This window comes from Anabaena sp. UHCC 0187, assembly GCF_009712035.1.
Lineage (GTDB): Bacteria > Cyanobacteriota > Cyanobacteriia > Cyanobacteriales > Nostocaceae > Dolichospermum.
Genome location: NZ_VILB01000011.1, coordinates 112593 through 130511, shown reverse-complemented (window position 1 = coordinate 130511; position 17919 = coordinate 112593). Strand labels below are relative to the sequence as shown.

Genomic DNA, 17919 nt, shown 5'->3' with positions numbered 1-17919 from the left:
TCTGCGGTTCAAGAAGTAATTTATCTAACCACAGAGGCACAGAGGACACAGAGGAAAGAGGGTTAATTTCCAGCTATGCACCATCCTTTATTGCTGATTTTCGTTAAAATCACGATTTTTTCTTTAATGTTAGCTATAGGAAGCAATCTCTGCTTTGAGGAAATGCTTTCTCTATGGCGAAAACCTGCTTTACTATTCCGTGCGCTTTTAGCGGTTGTAGTGCTAGTTCCTCTAGTGCTTATTGTCCTGCTAAAACTGTTTAACTTACCCCCCGAAGTAATCACAGGATTAGCCTTGTTGGCGGCTTCTCCAGGTGCGCCTCTGACCACAAAAAGAGCGCAAAAGGCTGGAGGCAGATTCTGTTATGCAGCCAGTCTTCAATTAACTCTCGCCATACTTGCAGTCTGCATTACTCCCGTCACCTTGGGGATTTTTTTTAGCCTATTTCAGCATCTTGCAGAAAAAGTGACAATTTTAGAAGTCGCCCGACAAGTGATCATGGTACAGTTATTGCCTATAAGTATCGGTCTTTTGCTGCAAAAGTTTGTGCCTCAATTTGCCGAAAATATCGCCCAACCTTTAAATTTTATTGCTGATATTCTTTTGTTGCTGCTGGTTGTTTTGTCCGGTATTTTAGGGATTCCCCTATTTTTTAAAGTTTGGGGATTACCGATAGTTGTAATTACCATCATGGTAATTGCTTCCTTAGTAATAGGACACAGTTTAGGAGATCATAATGATGATACACAACCAATTTTAGCAATTTCCTGTATTGCTCGTAATGTCGGATTAGCCTTGTTTATTGCTATCTTGAATAACGTACAGCAACAGGTAATTCCCACAATCATAGCTTATGTAATTGTAGGAGCAATTCTAGGAAGTTTTTACTCAAATTGGAATAAACGCAAACTTAGAGCAACAACCTAACTAAATGCAATTTTTTAACTCCTCTCTGTGCCTCTGCGTCTCTGCGTGAAAAAAAAGCTAAATTATGGTATTACTTGAACAGCTAGAGAGCGGGTTAGCATTTGTTATTACTTTGCTCAAATTCTTACTAGAATCCATTGCTGTATTTTGTATCTTATTGGGTGTATTAAAAACCGGAAAAATAGCGATTTCTCTAAACCATCATCATAGTCAAAACCGATTTCTACAAATCCGGCTCAATTTCGGAATTTGGCTAGTGCTGGCATTAGAATTTCAGTTAGGATCAGATATTCTCTCTACCACCTTATCTTCAACCTTTGAGTCTCTAGGAAAACTAGGAATTGTTGCCCTAATCCGAACTTTCCTCAATTATTTTCTGACTCAGGAACTCGATCAAAAACAATAAAAGTAATTATTCAGAGGTAATTTACAGGCACATCTTACCAGAATGAATCAGCCACTTATCAAATCAGAAATACCTGAACAACTTTCTACCAATGACTTAGCCGCAGATCGGACAGAACTAGCTAAATACCGTAGTCGAGCGGCAGCAGACCGCACATTAATGGCATGGATACGCACCTGTCTTTCCTTAATTGGTTTTGGCTTTGGTATTCCCACCATTGTCAGAGCGATTGAAAATACTCGTCTGAGTAATCACCTCAACCCAGTCAGATTTTCGGTGATTGTGGGACTATCTTTTATTGTTACGGGAATGTTGGGAATGGTTTTAGGGTTGAGAGAACACCGTAAGTTACTTAAACAAATTCAAAATAACCGTTATACCTATGAAACCTCTCACAGTGCGGAAATTATCGGAGTGGCTTTACTGGTAATTGGTTTAGTTAGTTTTATTGGTGTGGTAATTCGGGCAATGAATTTATAAATTACCCCCTCCTAAAGAGGATATAGAATTTCGGGCTTTTTGTTAAAAATTAAATATTCTCAAGAGGTCAGATTTATGTCTCTGCATGAATACAAACCCGGAACTACCTTCCCAGGAGTAATCGGCCGCACAGTTGATAAATCCAGTCCAGCTTGGCCAGAACCATTGCGGGCAAAAGAAAATACACCAAACATCCTATTTATCGTTTTTGATGATACAGGATTTGGACAATTTGGCAGTTACGGAAGTCCCATCAAAACACCCAACCTAGACACATTAGCCGCCAATGGATTGCGGTACAATAATCTACACACAACGGCACTGTGTTCTCCCACCCGTTCTTGTCTGCTAACTGGGCGCAATCACCATTCTAACGCCATGTCCTGCATTACAGAAGGGTCTACGGGTTATCCCGGAGGTAATGGGAATATTCCCTTTGAAAATGGGTTTCTCTCAGAAATATTACTCCAGAAGGGTTATAACACCTATGCGTTAGGAAAATGGCATTTAACCCCCTCAGACCAACTTTCAGCCGCAGGACCCTATGATCGCTGGCCTCTCGGTCGTGGTTTTGAGCGTTTTTATGGATTTTTAGGCGGAGAAACCCACCAATATTATCCAGATTTGGTTTATGATAACCACACCGTTAAGCCAGAAAAGACCCCCGCAGAAGGCTATCATTTAACGGAAGATTTAGCAGACAAAGCCATTAGCTTTATCGCTGATGCCAAGCAAATTGCCCCAAATAAGCCCTTTTTCATGTATTTCTGTCCGGGAGCAATGCACGCCCCCCATCATGTCCCCAAAGAATGGGCTGATGCCTATGCTGGACAATTTGATGATGGTTGGGAAGCTTATAGGGAAAAGGTTTTTGCCCGTCAGCAGGAAATGGGGATTGTTCCCGCAGATGCCGAACTTTCTCGCCATGATCCCGATGTCCCGCACTGGGATACTCTCCCAGCCGCCGAAAAACGGCTTTATGCTCGGATGATGGAAGTATATGCTGGTTTTTTAACCCATACTGACTACCATATCGGTCGTTTACTCGATTTCCTCAAATCTATCGGTGAGTTCGAGAATACTGTAATTATGGTGATTTCGGATAATGGCGCAAGTTCGGAAGGGGGACCGACGGGTTCAGTAAATGAAAACCTGTTTTTTAACAATGTGCCAGAATCCCTAGAGGAAAATCTCAAAGCATTAGATAAACTAGGTAGTGCCGAAACCTTTAACCATTATGCTTGGGGCTGGACTTGGGCAGGAAATACGCCTTTCCGGCGGTGGAAACGGGAAACCTATCGAGGGGGAATTAGCGACCCTTTAATTGTGCATTGGAGTCAAGGTATTGAGGCAAAAGGGGAAATTCGGACTCAGTACGCTCATGCTATTGACCTTGTACCGACGGTGCTGGAATTACTGGAAATTGAACCACCGACAACGATTAAGGGTGTGACTCAATCTCCTATTGAAGGTGTCAGTTTTGCCCATACTTTTAATCATAGTACCGCCCCTACTAAGCATCTTACCCAGTATTTTGAGATGATGGGACATCGTTCTCTTTACTATGATGGTTGGCGGGCGGTTTGTCCTTGGCCGGGTCCCTCATTTACTGAAGCGGGGCAATTTTTTGGTGAGGCGATTTCGGCGGAAACTCTAACAGATTTGGATACTCATCATTGGGAACTGTATCACGTCGCCTCGGATTTTGCGGAAAATCACAATATTGCGGCTGATAATCGTCCTAAGTTAATTGAGATGATTGCCACTTGGTATATTGAGGCTGGCAAGTATAATGTGTTGCCTGTGGATGGACGTGGTGTGCAACGATTCGCGGAAGAACGCCCGCAAATTGCTGTCAATCGTAGCCGCTATGTTTACTATCCTGATACTCAAGCGATTCCCGCCGGTAGTGCGGTGAGGGTGTTAAATCGTCCCCACAGTATTACGGCTGATGTGGAGATTCCCCCAGGTGGCGCGGAAGGGATATTACTGGCTCATGGGGGTAATGATAGTGGCTATTCTTTCTATGTGCAAAATGGCAAACTGCACTGGGTTCATAATTATGTGGGGCGATTCTTGTATCATGTGGAATCTGGGTCATCTGTGCCGGCTGGTCGTCACCAGTTGCGCTTTGAGTTTAAAGTCACGGGTCAACCAGATTTAGCGAAGGGGAAAGGAACGCCAGGACGCGGCCAATTGTATATTGATGAGAAATTGGTCGGGCAGATTGATGTGCCTGTAACTACTCCTTTAGCACTAGGTCTAACCAGTGGTGTCACCTGCGGAATTGCCCCTGGTGCGCCTGTTACACCGGATTATGAGCCGCCTTTTAAGTTTACGGGGAAGATTTATAGTGTGATGGTTGATGTTAGTGGCGATTTGATTCAAGATCGGGAAACTGAAATGCGGACTATTATGGCGCGACAGTAAGGATTAAATCACTGGAACGGAATTTGGGGACATCAGTAACCCAGATTTCGTCCTTAATACTGGTTAATTGTATTTTTTTGTGAGAATTAATACTAATTATATTGATGGAGACTACAGATTACTGTACCATAGAGGAAACTGGTCACTTTATAAGCACTTACAGACATATGACAACCTTGCTCGTTCTCGGCAACATTAATCAGTTTACATTTGCAAACTCCATCATTGTAGCTAATGCTAAGGCTGAGGAAATGTTTGAGCAGGCTCTAACAAACATATTTGTTGTGCATTCAAAGGATTCCTATTCCAAACTAAAGAGTAATGAAGATTGGGTAAATCATATAGAAATAAATGGAGTAGATCGAGAATTATTTGTCGATAAAATTATCGAGATTACAGCAAAAGAAACTTCAATTAAAAAGTTCGTTGATTATGTTGAGTTTATTTTCAAAGGTATTCCAGATGATTCAAATCTTATTGTTGATCTCACTAATGGAACTTCATTACAGAAAAATCTTCTCTCAATAGTGTCTTATATCCTTGATATAAAAAATCAATATATAATCGATGTTTCAAAATTATTTGAACTAACTAACGAAAGGAGATTTATTCCAATTGATATTTTATTATCCTGCTATACTATAGTACCTGATAGCACTAGGCTCGATAGCATAGCCTATCTAAATTTATCAGAAATGGTACGTTACAGAAAGATCATAGAAAATCACACTAATAAATATGTAGCTATAGATTCAGATTCTTCGGATCAAGAGTTTTTTAAGGATAACTTAGGTCATTCTATTCAGTTGAAGTTGCAAGGTGATAAAAGTAAAGACAATGCTATCTATCGGATTGCAGCTTCGTCAATTTCAGCTAGTGTAGAGGACTTGATTCGCCTTCTTGTAAGTAAATTTATTTTGGCTGATAGCCCTGATAGAGTAGATCGCAAAACTTTTGGGCAAAAACTCAAAATCATTCAAGCAAAAATCGAAAAAGATGCTCCATCTGACTTTGATGTAGAGTTCTTTAGCAAGTTCAATGATTTCATATTGTACTTGAGAAATAGTTCCACGCACAAAGGTAAACTTTTAACTGATGTGGAGAAATTCAAGGCAGAGCTTTCTGTCAAAATGGCTTTTCCTTTTATTGAATTTTATACAGATATTGTGTATCCTTTATTATCAAGTGGCGAGCTTTCTAGAGAACCTAAGCAGATTAAAAAATTATCATATACTGACATAGCACTAGAAGAGACTTTATATTATGGGTTAGATGGAGATGATACAGGAAAGATATTAGAAGAGTTATTTCTTGCTTGTAGCGATGAAGCTAGTTTTCGTAAGTTAAGCAAAGATATAACTAATGCAATTTCAAAGATTGCTAAGGTTGTCACTGATGAGCTTGGTAAGAATGCAATTGTATTTGAAGCAGGTGACGATCTTTTATTTAAGGGAAACCTTCCAGAAGAAAAGCTTTTAGAAATGCAAGCTATATATTCACAGTCAACACCTGGGTTAACTTGTTCAATTGGATATGGGCGATCATTTCAAGAAGTATATTTAGCATTGAAACTTGCGAAAACTCAGCCTGGTAAAAACGCCATTGTTGGCATTGAGCTTTGTTAAGTTAAATAAGATGATACTTTAGCTGGTAAGATGATACTTTAGCTGGCAATTTTTCCCATAAAACTGTCAAAAGTATTGGTATTGATTAAACCATTTTCTACCAATATTCGACGTACAGCTACCAAATGCACAGACTGAACATAAGCCTGTTGTTCGTAAGCTGGTAAAATGACCAAAGTTCCTGATAATGGATATTGATAGACTTGTTGAGAACCTGTTGTTGGTACTTTTGTAAAACCTATCTTGAAAAGCAATTGTTATAGGTCAGTAAACTGAATATTTCTCATTATCTTAATGTCAGTCATCTAGCTTAGGGTTAATTTAAGATATCTAACTTAGGATTAATTAAATTACTTGAATTAAAGCATAAGCTTTTTATAGCAGGTTAATTCCAATTATTTTATTTTGGAGATATAAGATTATGTCGCAAGCAGATTTTATGACTTCCCAGACAGAAAAAGACGCTTCTTTCATTGGTTTTGATGGGAATTTGTTGTCCGAATTAAGTTCTGAACAAGCTTCTAATATTGCTGGAGGATTTACACTTAAAAATAATACAGGATCACCGAGGATTTTTTATAATTTTGGGGATAAATTACCCCTGCAACAACAAACTTTACAACCGGGAGAGAGCGGTACTTATCCGGGAGAGTTTCTTTTGTATAATTCTTCAGCAGGAAATTCCGGAATTAAGCCAGCAATATTTAACGCAGATCCTTCCGGTTCATTCAGTTTGAATCAATCAGGAACTAAGATAATTCCTACTGATCTTAACTCTTCTAATGGAAATGGGAATGGTGGAAATGGGGATTGCTAAAAAAGCAATGAAAAGCCAAGAGTCGGTAAATAGATTTTAAATAAAAAGCCTCTATAATTCCATAGAGGTTTTATTTATAGTTATAGCAGGAGTCAGGAGTCAGGAGTCAGGAGTCAGGAGTCAGGAGTCAGAAGGAAGAAAGAAGTCTCTTTCTATATGAATTTTCCTGTAAATGTTGTATCTCATTCAAGTGCATACTGCTATATGGGAATTTCCAACTATTTACACTACTTCGCAAGAATGAACTAAAGGTAACAAAGGTCCAATTTGTTCCTGCCCATTTACAGCTAAATCACTATGACATAAATACAATTTATCAGACACCCGCGCCAACAAATCTGCGACAATTCTTTGTAATCTTTCTTCTTCGGCTAATTGTTCATCTGCTGCTGTCCAAGGTTGTCCTAACCTATCCCGTAAAAATAAATTAGCACCAAACAAAGTCGCCGCACCACCTTTTGCCCACAGGGGTGAACCAATATCTAACCAAAAATGCCAACGGTGATGTTTACGACTTGCACGGTATTGGAAGATAGTTGCTAAAGTTACAGCTTTTCTACTGCTACCGATAGGACGGATAGGATAGGGATTTGCAGTAATTGTCCCCCGTCGCAGCAGTTGAATAAATTCAATAATGGTAATGCTGAGTGTTTCTGGTGTATGCAGTGAAAGTAATAGAGAATCGGTTTGTTTTAAGCGGGTGTCTATTTCCCAATAATGTTGGGCGGTTTCTAGTAATTCTCTTAATACTGCTAATTCTTGATATGAAGGGTTTCTATCATTACACACAAAGCGTTGAATGGCTTTGTAGAGGAGAAAAATGGGGGTGAGGAGAAGCCGCTGGTGATATTCCTCTCTCTGTTCTCCAATCCATTGTAATATTTCTTCATAAGCCTGAGTGGCAATATAGCCAATTCTATCCCAACGTTCAAAGGTTTTCACGGGTAATAAATTGGGTGTGTGGGGGTGGGGAACAAAACAAGCATCGGCGATTAATCCAGCCCGCACTGGATCTATTTTAGAATGATGGAATTCTTTTTCCTCTCCATCTTGGGTTTGATATTGACTCAAAACCACTAACATTTCTGCCACCGCATCCCTATCTACTAACCGTCCCAAACCGGGATAAACTAGAGCCATGAGGGTAAGTAATGCTCTGACTACCGAGGAACTGATTAAAGGGCGTTGTTCGTTGAGAGATGCTACTTCAATATTTTGTTTAGTTAGTATTTCTACTATAGTATAACGAGCGATCGCATCTAAACCCGGTGCAATAATCGCTACCTCATCCGCCGCTATTTCCCCGGATTTAACCCCATCAATAATCATCTCGGCTGTTTGGCGTAATAGCTGGGCGCGGGAAGTGGTTTGAATAGGCTGTACACAACTAGGTAAACTCAACATCGTCATCGGCTGTGTTACCAATTCTACCATTTGCTCAGTCAGAGCAGATCCCAAACTATTCCCAGGTGGTGAGGTTAAATTTTCTACTTGACAACGCCCAGATAATCTGGCTAAATACTGAGGATCTGCACCTAAACCCCAGCGTACCTTCCCATGAGAATTGTAGCTAAACGCACCCACAGCCCCAGCATCTAATAAAAATTCAAATAAGTTAGCAGCGATCGCCGGATAATCATCTACATCGTCTGCTATGATGACTTGATAGCGTTGTTTTAGATGTTCCTGATAGCTACTATTAGTTAATAATTTGTGGTGATAAAGTTCGGTAATTAAGCCATAACTCAATAACCCCCGTTCTAAACACCAATTTCGCCAATTTAGTAGTAAAGAACCCAAAAATTCCGGTTCTAAATTGATAGCATTATCTTCTAAACCACTGTGTAATATTTGGGGAATGTCTTCACAAGGTACACCGCTATAAGCTGCTAATTGCCATAAATCCAGGATACGTCTTACCAAACGATTCTCATTCATCCCTACACGCCGCAAAACCTCGGAATCTAACTGACAACTCCAGAGTTTTGTCGCCAATTCTTGTTCCGTTTCTGGGCGTAATCTGACTGGAAATTGAGCTTTAATTGACAATGAATCAATTAGTAACGGCCAAAATAAAATTACCTCATCTTGGAAAAAACCCAAAGCTGTTTTGACGCGAATAGGATATTTTCCTGATGTTAAAGTAGTAACTCTATCAGCTAATTCTCTGCGGTTATCATCATTAGCAGATAACAATAAAATACCTAGTTCTTTTTGGTGTAAATTTACATTTGGATCTATAGGTTGAGTTTGGGAATTGTTAATATTTTTATTATAAAATAAATCAGGTAATTGACTATCAATTTGTAACCAAGCACTAAACTGGTTGACTAAGCGAGTAGTTTTACCACTCCGACTAGTACCAAAAATCCAAAGAGAATCAGAAAGCATGGTTTTTGCGTTAACTTAAGTTTAATAATTTAGTAGATAATGCCAAATAATCGTCTCGATGAAAAATACCGTGTTTAGCCAAAAAATATACCCTTTTTTACTGGCTGCTTACAGATGGTATCTACTGACACCAGAACGTTCTTTAGATACAGCTTATCAAGCGGCTATACAAATTAAGGAAATTGAAGATAAACACTTCAATGGTAACAAAATAGACTCCGAATTTACCATGCACAGCACCAGCGTCATGGATTATTTTCAAGGAGATTTGCAAAAGTTATTAAAAACTGTACAAATGCGGCTGACGGAATTCAAAGCCAGTCGGTGGTTTGCTAATGAATCTAAACAAAAAGCCGCGCTAAAAGTGGGGATAGAATATTCTAGCCCAGCATCAATTTTAGAGAAACTAGAATTCATTGATCAAGTTACTTTCAAATACACTAATAATGATATAGATGCAAATTATAAAAATGCCAATTCTCAACCTGTTGAACCTTCCACAGATTTAGTTAATTCTCAACAATTTATCCCTAAAACATCAAATAAATCCCCCAAAAACATCTCAAAAGGAAAAACTAATACTACAGGTATTTTACCCCGTTCAATTTTAAGTACAATAACTCGACTACAAGTAGAATTAGATCCAGAGTCTGAACAAAATGTAGTTAAGAATTTTCGTCAAGCCCAACAAAGAAGTATTATCTCAATTCGGTTTATACTTCTACTCATTATTGTTCCTCTTCTGACTCATCAAGTCTCAAAGGTTTTAGTTGTCGGACCATTGGTAGAACATTTCCGAAATGAGAAAACAGTAGGAGTTTTCTTAAATGAGGAAATGGAAGAAGAAGGATTATCAACATTACAAAGATTTGAAGAAAGAATTAAATTTGAAGCATTAATTAGTAATGCACCTGCCCTTGCGGCAGAAGAATTAGAAACTAAAATGAAGGAGAAAGCTGAGGAAGTAAAAGAGGAATTTCGGAAAGAAAGTGCTAATGCCATTAAAAATGTATTTGCTGATATTTTCTCAGTAATTACTTTCACTATCTTATTACTTGTTAGTAAATCTGATATCGCTGTTCTCAAAGATTTCTTTGATAATATAGTTTATGGTTTAAGTGATAGTGCTAAAGCATTTATTATCATTTTATTTACCGATGTTTTTGTCGGCTTTCACTCTCCTCACGGTTGGGAAGTTCTCTTAGAAGGGATATCACGACATTGGGGATTACCGGCAAATCGTGATTTTATTTTCTTGTTTATTGCCACATTTCCCGTAATTTTAGATACGATCTTTAAATATTGGATTTTCCGCTATTTAAATCGGATTTCACCTTCTGCCGTTGCTACCTACCATAACATGAATGAATAGCCAATATTTTACTAACATTACTATTAGCTTACCTGTATTTATGGCCAGTTTGATTGTGGGGATACAACCACTCCCCAATCAAGAACTCAGTCCCCCACAATGTCGGTTAGCAAAATGGAATTTACCAGCGTTAGTAAATCCAACTAAAAAGAAGTTACCTGTACTTATTCCGAGAGTCCCAGTTACCTGTTGTCAAGAAGATATATCTTGTTTAGATCAGGCTATTTATGATGATAAAAATGATGAAATTGCCGATAAAAAAGCATTATTACAATCTATAGATTACAGTCTCCAATATTTGCAAACGCCAAGGGCAATTACGGCTTATAAAAAATCAGAAATTACCAGAGAAAGAGTTTATCGAAGTTTGCAAAGATTTCGAGAATTGTTAATTGCTATAGAATCGCCTCAACAACTACAAGCAGCCATAGAAAAAGAGTTTATTTTTTATCAATCTGTGGGTAGAGATAATAAAGGAACAGTTTTATTTACCGCTTATTATGAACCTTTATATTTAGCCAGTCGCAAACCGACAAAAGAGTTTCGCTATCCGGCTTATCGCTATCCTCCTGATTTAGCATCTTGGGCTAAACCTCATCCTACAAGATTAGAATTAGAAGGTGCAGATGGCTTACAAAGTGGCAAAGGAAAATTAAAAGGATTGGAGTTATTTTGGTTTAAAGATCGTCTTGAACCTTATATGATTCAAATTCAAGGTTCAGCCAAACTCAAATTAACAGATGGAACTCAGACAACTATCGGTTATGCAGGGAATACAGCTTATAATTATCGAAGTTTAGGCAGATCATTAGTTGATGATGGTAAATTTCCTTTAGAAGGGTTAAATATGCCCATTATCCTCGACTATTTTCGCAAATATCCCCAGGATTTAAATATTTATATTCCTCGTGATAAGAGTTTCGTATTTTTTCAGGAAACCTACGGAAAACCAGCCCAAGGTTCTATTGGTGTACCAGTTACTCCAGAACGTTCTATTGCTACAGATAAATCTCTTATGCCTCCGGGGGCTTTAGCATTAATTCGCGCTCCTTTTCCCTATATTAATAAGAGTAATAAAATCGAAAATCGGCTGGTAAGTCGTTACGTTTTAGATCAAGATACAGGTGGTGCAATTAAGGGCGCAGGGAGGGTAGATTACTTTTTAGGAACTGGTGAATCTGCGGGGGAACGGGCTGGGGTGACAGTCAGTAATGGACAATTATTTTATCTGTTACTAAAACCGTAGGATTAATTATCACATTTAATTTGTGTTGGTGCAATCGTGCTGTAAATTTAATTCTTTCTCTTTAACGAACCGCAGAGGCGCAGAGAGCGCAGAGGTGGAGGGAAGAGAGATGTAAATATCTTATTTTATTTGGGATTAAGTAGCTTGGCATAATTAAATATAAGACCTCTCTCCAAACCTCTCCCCTACAAGGGGAGAGGCTTTGACTCCCCCTTACCTGGTAGGGAAGGGGGCTGGGGGGTTAGGTCTATCTTATATTTTTTAACGCCTACCTACTTACTATATTTTAACTTTTGCCATAAACTATCAACAGTTACAAATTCATACCCTTTTTGTAATAATTGGGGAATCAAAATATTAATTGTTTCTGCTACATCTTTTCCTCCAAAATAACCATCATGTAAGACGATTAATGAACCATTTTTAACTTGTTTCATGACTCGATTTACCACCACATTGACACCAGGATGAACCCAATCTTCAGGAACTACACTCCACATGACTGGACGATAATTCCACTGTTGAAATAATTGCAATGTTTGAGGTGTGAAAAAACCATTGGGAGGACGCACATCTCGCACTTGTTCGGGTGGTAAATTACAAGCATTGTAAATAGCAATTTGGGTTTTTTCTAAACTCTGTTTTAACTGAGTTGCGGAAAGCAGGGGAAAAGAATCATGTTCATAACCATGTAATCCGATCCAGTGTCCTTGTTCGCTGACTGTTTTCGCAATGTCTGGAAACCGATTCACGCAATTTCCTAACCAGAAAAAACTAGCGGTAATATTGTAACGGTTTAAAACCGATAATACCTGGGGTGTATATTGGGGATGAGGTCCATCATCAAAGGTGAGGGCGATAGTTTTGCTGTTTGAGTTCCCACTCCATAGACAATGGGGAAAAGTGGGTTGGAGAAGCCGATAAACAAGGGGAAATAGGGGAGCAAATTCCATTGTTAAAAAATAAATTTGTAACAAAAACTGTAACAACAACCTAATTTATGATCACACTGGTTTAGATTGGTAAAAAATCTGCGGGTAATTCCTGGACTGAAGATGATATTGTGCAAAGATATTCGAGATTATCAAATTCTCTTTTTGAGTTTATTTCTGATTTTGGGAATTTTCACGCGAGACTGGACATTACATCCAGAATTTATTGCTGTGGCGATCGCCTCCTGCATTATAACTCAAATCATCTTCTCATTGCTCACTAAATCCCAGGACAGCTTTCAACCAATTAATATCCGTAGTCCTCTTATTACCTCTTTAGGACTTAGTTTACTATTACGGGTTGATCATTGGCCAACAATGGCTTTAGCTGGATTTGCAGCCATAGCTAGTAAATTTGTCTTTCAATTTGGGGAAAAGCATTTCTTTAATCCTGCTAATTTTGGCATTATTGCCGTTCTTACCCTCACTAATGATGCTTGGGTTTCCCCAGGACAATGGGGGGAAGAATGGTGGTATGCGTTGTTATTTTTGGGGACTGGAGGCATGATTTTACAGCGCGTTGGCCGTTGGGATACTACTGCCGCTTTTCTAGGTGCTTATTCCCTTTTAGCAGCTATCAGAAATATGTGGTTAGGTTGGACTTGGGATGTTTATTTTCATCATTTAATGAGCGGTTCTTTACTGTTATTTTCTCTGTTTATGGTGACAGATCCGCGTTCAATTCCCAACGCTCCCATTAGCCGAATAATTTGGGCAGTATCTATTGCTTTATTAACATTTATTTTGCGGAATTTCTTCTTTTTACCAACTGCTGTTTTTTGGGCTTTATTTACCCTTGCACCTTTAACTATTCTATTAGATAAATTCTGGGTTACACCTAGATTTTCTTGGGGGAATAAAACAGAGTTACTAGCAGAAAATCATCAATTAACTATCATCAATTAAGGTATCAAAATGCAACTTTTTCGCCTATTTATGCCTTTAATATCTGCACTTTTAGCATTGCTGTGTTTTGCCCCTACAGCTTGGGCTTTTTGTGGTTTTTATGTAGCTAAAGCCGATACAAAACTCTATAATCAAGCTTCACAAGTCATACTTGCCAGAGATGGAAATCGCACTGTCTTAACAATGGCTAACGATTTTCAAGGTGACGTTAAAGATTTTGCGGTTGTGATTCCTGTTCCTAGCGTATTAAAAAAAGAACAAGTTCATGTAGCCCAACCGAAAATTATTGAACGATTAGATGCTTTTAGTGCCCCCAGATTAGTTGAATATTTCGATTCTGACCCCTGCGCCACAATGGAAAAAATGGCGGATATGCCAGCACCACAAGCAGCAGCAAGAATGAGAGGTGCAGAAAATAGCATGAAGAAAGATAGCAGTTTAGGTGTGACTGTTGAAGCCAAATTTAATGTTGGAGAATATGATATTGTCATCTTGAGTGCTAAGGAATCTGGTGGATTAGAAATTTGGCTGAATCGCAATGGTTATAAAATTCCTAAAGGGGCAAAGGAATTACTCAAACCCTATATTCGTTCTTCGATGAAATTCTTTGTTGCTAAAGTCAACTTAGATAAATTTGCCGAATCAGGTTATCAATTACTGCGTCCTTTACAAATTTCCTACGAATCACTAAAGTTTATGTTACCGATTCGTTTGGGAATGATTAATGCTACTAAAGAACAAGATTTAATTGTTTATATTCTCTCACCTCAAGGACAGGCAGAAATTACTAATTACCGCACTGTTAAAGTTCCTTCCGATGTGAATATTCCTGTGTTTGTGAAAAATGAATTTGGTGATTTTTATAAATCCATGTTCCAAAGTTCCTACACGAAAGAAGATAAAAAAGTTGGCTTTTTAGAATATGCTTGGGATATGAGTAGTTGTGATCCTTGTTCTGCTGAACCACTCAATAATGAAGAACTAAAGCAAGCGGGTGTATTTTGGTTAGATAATAATAGTAGTGATAGACCAGTATCTCCCAGTTTTCGTTCTCGTTTCCCTAGCAGTAGTGTTTTCATTACTCGCTTGCACGTTCGTTATACCAGAAATAAATTTCCCGAAGATTTGATGTTTCAAGCAACTTCCCAACGGGACTCTTTTCAAGGACGTTATATTTTACAACACCCATTTACAGGGAATCTTCAATGTAGTGAAGGCAGAAAATATAAAAGTTCTTTAAACCAACGATTTGAAAAAGAAGCCGAAACCCTAGCGAGACTTACCAACTGGAATATTCAAAATATTCGCCAAAAAATGAAAATATCTGTAGGAAAGATTTCTACTTCTTGGTGGGATAATTTCTTAGCTTGGTTAGGTATTTAATATTTAAATCCCCGACTTCAGAACCCCGACTTCTTGAAGAAGTCGGGGTTCTTTTCTGTTTTTTTCTTTTTTTAAGCTTCTTTAATGATTTGTCTAATAGGAATTTCTATCCAGAATTCTGTACCTATTCCCGGTTGTGAATTACATTTGAAAATACCAGAGTGTTTTTCCACCACAATTTGATAACTAATTGATAGTCCTAAACCTGTACCTTTCCCTATTGGTTTAGTGGTAAAAAATGGGTCAAATACTCTAGATACTAAATTTTCTGGCATTCCTTGTCCGTTATCAGCAATAGTAATAATCGCCGTTTTGATATTATTGACTTCTCCAACTCTAGTATTGATGGTAATATGTAAATTACGAGCCGTTTCTGATTCTGGTAATTGATAATTATCTAAAGCATCAATTGCATTACTGATGACATTCATAAATACTTGATTTAGCTGTCCAGCATAACAATCAACTAATGGTAAGTTGCCATATTCTTTAATTATTTCAATGCCTTTATTTTCCGATCTAGCTTTCAAACGATGTTGTAAAATTAACAAAGTGCTATCTATGCCTTCATGGATATTAACATCTTTCATTTCTGCTTCATCAAGACGGGAGAAACTGCGTAGAGATAAGACAATTTGCCGAATTCTATCAACTCCAACTTTCATAGAAGATAATGTTTTTGGAAAGTCTTCAATGAGAAACTCTAAATCTATTTCTTCTGATGCTTCTAAAATATCATCACTGGGTTCAGATAATTCCTCTTGGTAAAGATGGAGAATTTTCAATAAATCCTCAGAATATTCATTAATATGAACGAGGTTGCCACAAATAAAGTTAACTGGATTATTGATTTCATGGGCAACACCCGCTACTAATTGACCCAAGGAAGACATTTTTTCCGTTTGAATTAGTTGGGCTTGAGTGGCTTGTAAATTATGGAGTGTATGGCTGATTTCTTCTGCTTGTTGCTGAGTTTTAATCAATAGATTAGCTTGTTGAATTGCTACCCCAAGTTGTCCAGCGATTTGACTAAGAAAGTTAATTTCTGTCTCTTGCCATTGCCGTGACCCAGAATGTTGATAACTACAAAGTAACCCCCAAAGTTTTTTACCGACAAAAATAGGAGCTAATATAAAAGCATGAATCTGAAACTGTTCTAAATTATCAACATGACAGGGAGTAAATCCCATTTTATAGATATCATCTACAGCAAAGGTTTCATTATTACGGTAACGTCCACCTTGGGTATCTTGTAAATAGGTATCATTCCAAATGGTATTAATCCCAAGTTGAGATTCATTATCCCAATTGGGACTAGCGGCTTCAAAATCTCCGACAAATTCTCCACCCCAATCTGCACTGAAGCGATAAACAGAAACCCGATCTGATTTGATTAATTGACAAACTTCCTTTGTAGTAGTTTGAAAAATTGCATTTATATCCAGAGATTCTCGAATTTTGTTGATAACTCCAAATACCGCTTGTTGTTGATCTCCCGTTCTTCGCATTTCTAAGGTGCGTTTGTGAACTTGTTTTTCTAAACTATCATTAAATCCTTGTACCTGTTGGTAAAGTTCATATTGCTGAATAGCAGAAGCAAAATGTTTACTAATATCTGTAGCTAATTCTATTTCATCATCAGTCCAATGTTGCGATTGTCCTTGTTTAGATTCTCGCCAAATTTCAAAAGATAAACGGGGATAAAGTTGACGATGATCAGAATCAAATTGACCAGCCCAAAGAGTTTCTGTATCTATTTCATTCCGAAAAATACTTAAATATCCCACTAATTGCTGCCGATAATGCAGGGGAATCATCAAAATGCTGCGAATTTTTGTTGGTTTAAAAGCCAGTTGGATAATGCGTAAATTGGGATTTTGGTAAATATCATCAATTGCCCAAACATCATATTTACCTGTTTTATAATGTTCCTGCCAAACACTATACTGCTCTAATAATGGGTAAATTGTTGGTTCAGGAATTACTGGTTGTTGTCCATAGGTATAAACTCGGACGCAATCACTTCCAGGGATTAAACATTCTGGTAAACTTTTAAAAGTGCTGTGAATGAGGTCGAAGGCGTTATGTCTCAGACACAATCTCCCACCTACCCCATGAAAGGCGGCTACCGCAGCTTCTAAAGCAGGTTCTAAGACTATGGTGGGAAGGGAATGGAGGAGGGTGGCAATACGGTTAACAATCGCTTCTCGTTCGGCTCTGGCGCGGGTTTGGGTGAGGAGATGACTATGAGCGATCGCTACAGATAACTGTTCTACTACCATCTGCATCGCGTCTAGTTCATATTCTGCCACTGCACGGGCTTGGGAATGATGGGATACCAACAAACCCCAAAGTTGCTCTTCATGGATAATCGGGGCAACTACAGAAGATTTTACCCCCATTGCTGTTAAATATTCTACATGGCACGGATCTACAGTTCGGTAAGAAATATCCGCAGATCCAGTTTCTCCTAGTTCCAAATCTGACACAGAACTTTGACCAATTTGCTGAGAATCCACATTCACAACAGAACGCACCCGCGATTTAATGAACATTTCCCGCGCCTGGGGGGGGATATCATCAGCGGGAAAATTCAGCCCTAGTAATGATGGTAAGCGATTTTCATAAATTGACTCAGCAATTACCTGACCACTTTGATCACCGTGAAACTGATAAATCATCACTCGGTCAGTTCCCAGCAAGGAACGAACCTCAGCGGTAGTTGTGGTAATAATATCTTCTAATTCTAATGATTGGCGGATACGATTTGTAATCCGACGGAGTAAATTTTCTTGAGCTATACCAGTTTCTAAATTTAGTTTGGGTATGTAGGTCATATTTTTCATAAAATAAAAATAATAGGTTTCTACTAAAAATTATACAGTCTAATAATTATATTTTCAGACTTTCCAGCTTTACTTGTCTTCCGTACAAATACCGTTAT

General features: G+C 38.2%; 14 protein-coding genes. 10 read left to right on the top strand and 4 right to left on the bottom strand.

Annotated features, from left to right (window positions below; genetic code table 11):
* Positions 1–75 precede the first annotated feature (75 nt).
* From FJR11_RS09695 to FJR11_RS09675, 5 genes are all read left to right on the top strand, one after another.
* Entirely contained in the window at positions 76–927 is an 852-nt protein-coding gene (locus FJR11_RS09695) for a bile acid:sodium symporter family protein (protein ID WP_168503486.1), read from the top strand.
* Between the two features lie 64 nt (positions 928–991).
* Positions 992–1333 (top strand): DUF1622 domain-containing protein, encoded by a 342-nt coding sequence (locus tag FJR11_RS09690; protein ID WP_168503485.1) that lies wholly within the window; start codon positions 992–994, stop codon positions 1331–1333.
* Between the two features lie 42 nt (positions 1334–1375).
* Positions 1376–1813, top strand: a complete 438-nt coding sequence (locus tag FJR11_RS09685) for a YidH family protein (protein ID WP_168503484.1) — start codon at positions 1376–1378, stop codon at positions 1811–1813.
* Positions 1814–1888: 75 nt separating this feature from the next.
* Positions 1889–4243: an arylsulfatase gene (locus FJR11_RS09680; protein ID WP_168503483.1), complete on the top strand. Its 2355-nt coding sequence runs from the start codon at positions 1889–1891 to the stop codon at positions 4241–4243.
* 104 nt (positions 4244–4347) lie between these two features.
* A complete protein-coding gene (locus FJR11_RS09675; protein ID WP_254444731.1) occupies positions 4348–5868 on the top strand; it encodes a mCpol domain-containing protein in 1521 nt (506 codons plus the stop codon).
* A gap of 38 nt (positions 5869–5906) precedes the next feature.
* On the opposite strand, the gene FJR11_RS09670 is transcribed toward FJR11_RS09675, so the two are convergent.
* Positions 5907–6122 carry a type II toxin-antitoxin system HicA family toxin gene (locus tag FJR11_RS09670; protein ID WP_254444730.1) on the bottom strand — a complete coding sequence of 72 codons (216 nt, stop codon included), beginning with the start codon at positions 6120–6122 and terminating at the stop codon, positions 5907–5909.
* Between the two features lie 167 nt (positions 6123–6289).
* On the opposite strand from FJR11_RS09670, the gene FJR11_RS09665 reads away from it, so the two are divergent.
* The gene (locus tag FJR11_RS09665) at positions 6290–6685 is read left to right on the top strand and encodes a hypothetical protein (protein WP_168503482.1); all 396 of its coding nucleotides are present in this window, start codon (positions 6290–6292) and stop codon (positions 6683–6685) included.
* Between the two features lie 222 nt (positions 6686–6907).
* On the opposite strand, the gene FJR11_RS09660 is transcribed toward FJR11_RS09665, so the two are convergent.
* Positions 6908–9076 carry a recombinase family protein gene (locus FJR11_RS09660; protein ID WP_168503481.1) on the bottom strand — a complete coding sequence of 723 codons (2169 nt, stop codon included), beginning with the start codon at positions 9074–9076 and terminating at the stop codon, positions 6908–6910.
* A gap of 58 nt (positions 9077–9134) precedes the next feature.
* Between FJR11_RS09660 and FJR11_RS09655 the strand changes: the two genes are divergently transcribed.
* Positions 9135–10448, top strand: coding sequence for a proton extrusion protein PcxA (locus FJR11_RS09655; RefSeq protein WP_168503480.1), 1314 nt, complete (start codon positions 9135–9137; stop codon positions 10446–10448).
* Positions 10441–11694 (top strand): murein transglycosylase A, encoded by a 1254-nt coding sequence (locus tag FJR11_RS09650; protein ID WP_168503479.1) that lies wholly within the window; start codon positions 10441–10443, stop codon positions 11692–11694. The genes FJR11_RS09655 and FJR11_RS09650 overlap by 8 nt, the downstream gene beginning before the upstream one ends.
* 272 nt (positions 11695–11966) lie before the next feature.
* Here FJR11_RS09650 and FJR11_RS09645 read toward each other — a convergent pair whose 3' ends face one another.
* Positions 11967–12647 (bottom strand): polysaccharide deacetylase family protein, encoded by a 681-nt coding sequence (locus FJR11_RS09645; RefSeq protein WP_168503478.1) that lies wholly within the window; start codon positions 12645–12647, stop codon positions 11967–11969.
* Between the two features lie 105 nt (positions 12648–12752).
* On the opposite strand from FJR11_RS09645, the gene FJR11_RS09640 reads away from it, so the two are divergent.
* Both FJR11_RS09640 and FJR11_RS09635 read left to right on the top strand, forming a co-directional pair.
* The gene (locus FJR11_RS09640) at positions 12753–13592 is read left to right on the top strand and encodes an RnfABCDGE type electron transport complex subunit D (protein WP_168504163.1); all 840 of its coding nucleotides are present in this window, start codon (positions 12753–12755) and stop codon (positions 13590–13592) included.
* A gap of 9 nt (positions 13593–13601) precedes the next feature.
* Positions 13602–14975: a DUF2330 domain-containing protein gene (locus tag FJR11_RS09635; RefSeq protein ID WP_168503477.1), complete on the top strand. Its 1374-nt coding sequence runs from the start codon at positions 13602–13604 to the stop codon at positions 14973–14975.
* Positions 14976–15046: 71 nt separating this feature from the next.
* On the opposite strand, the gene FJR11_RS09630 is transcribed toward FJR11_RS09635, so the two are convergent.
* Positions 15047–17812: a GAF domain-containing protein gene (locus FJR11_RS09630; RefSeq protein WP_168503476.1), complete on the bottom strand. Its 2766-nt coding sequence runs from the start codon at positions 17810–17812 to the stop codon at positions 15047–15049.
* Positions 17813–17919: the final 107 nt, after the last annotated feature.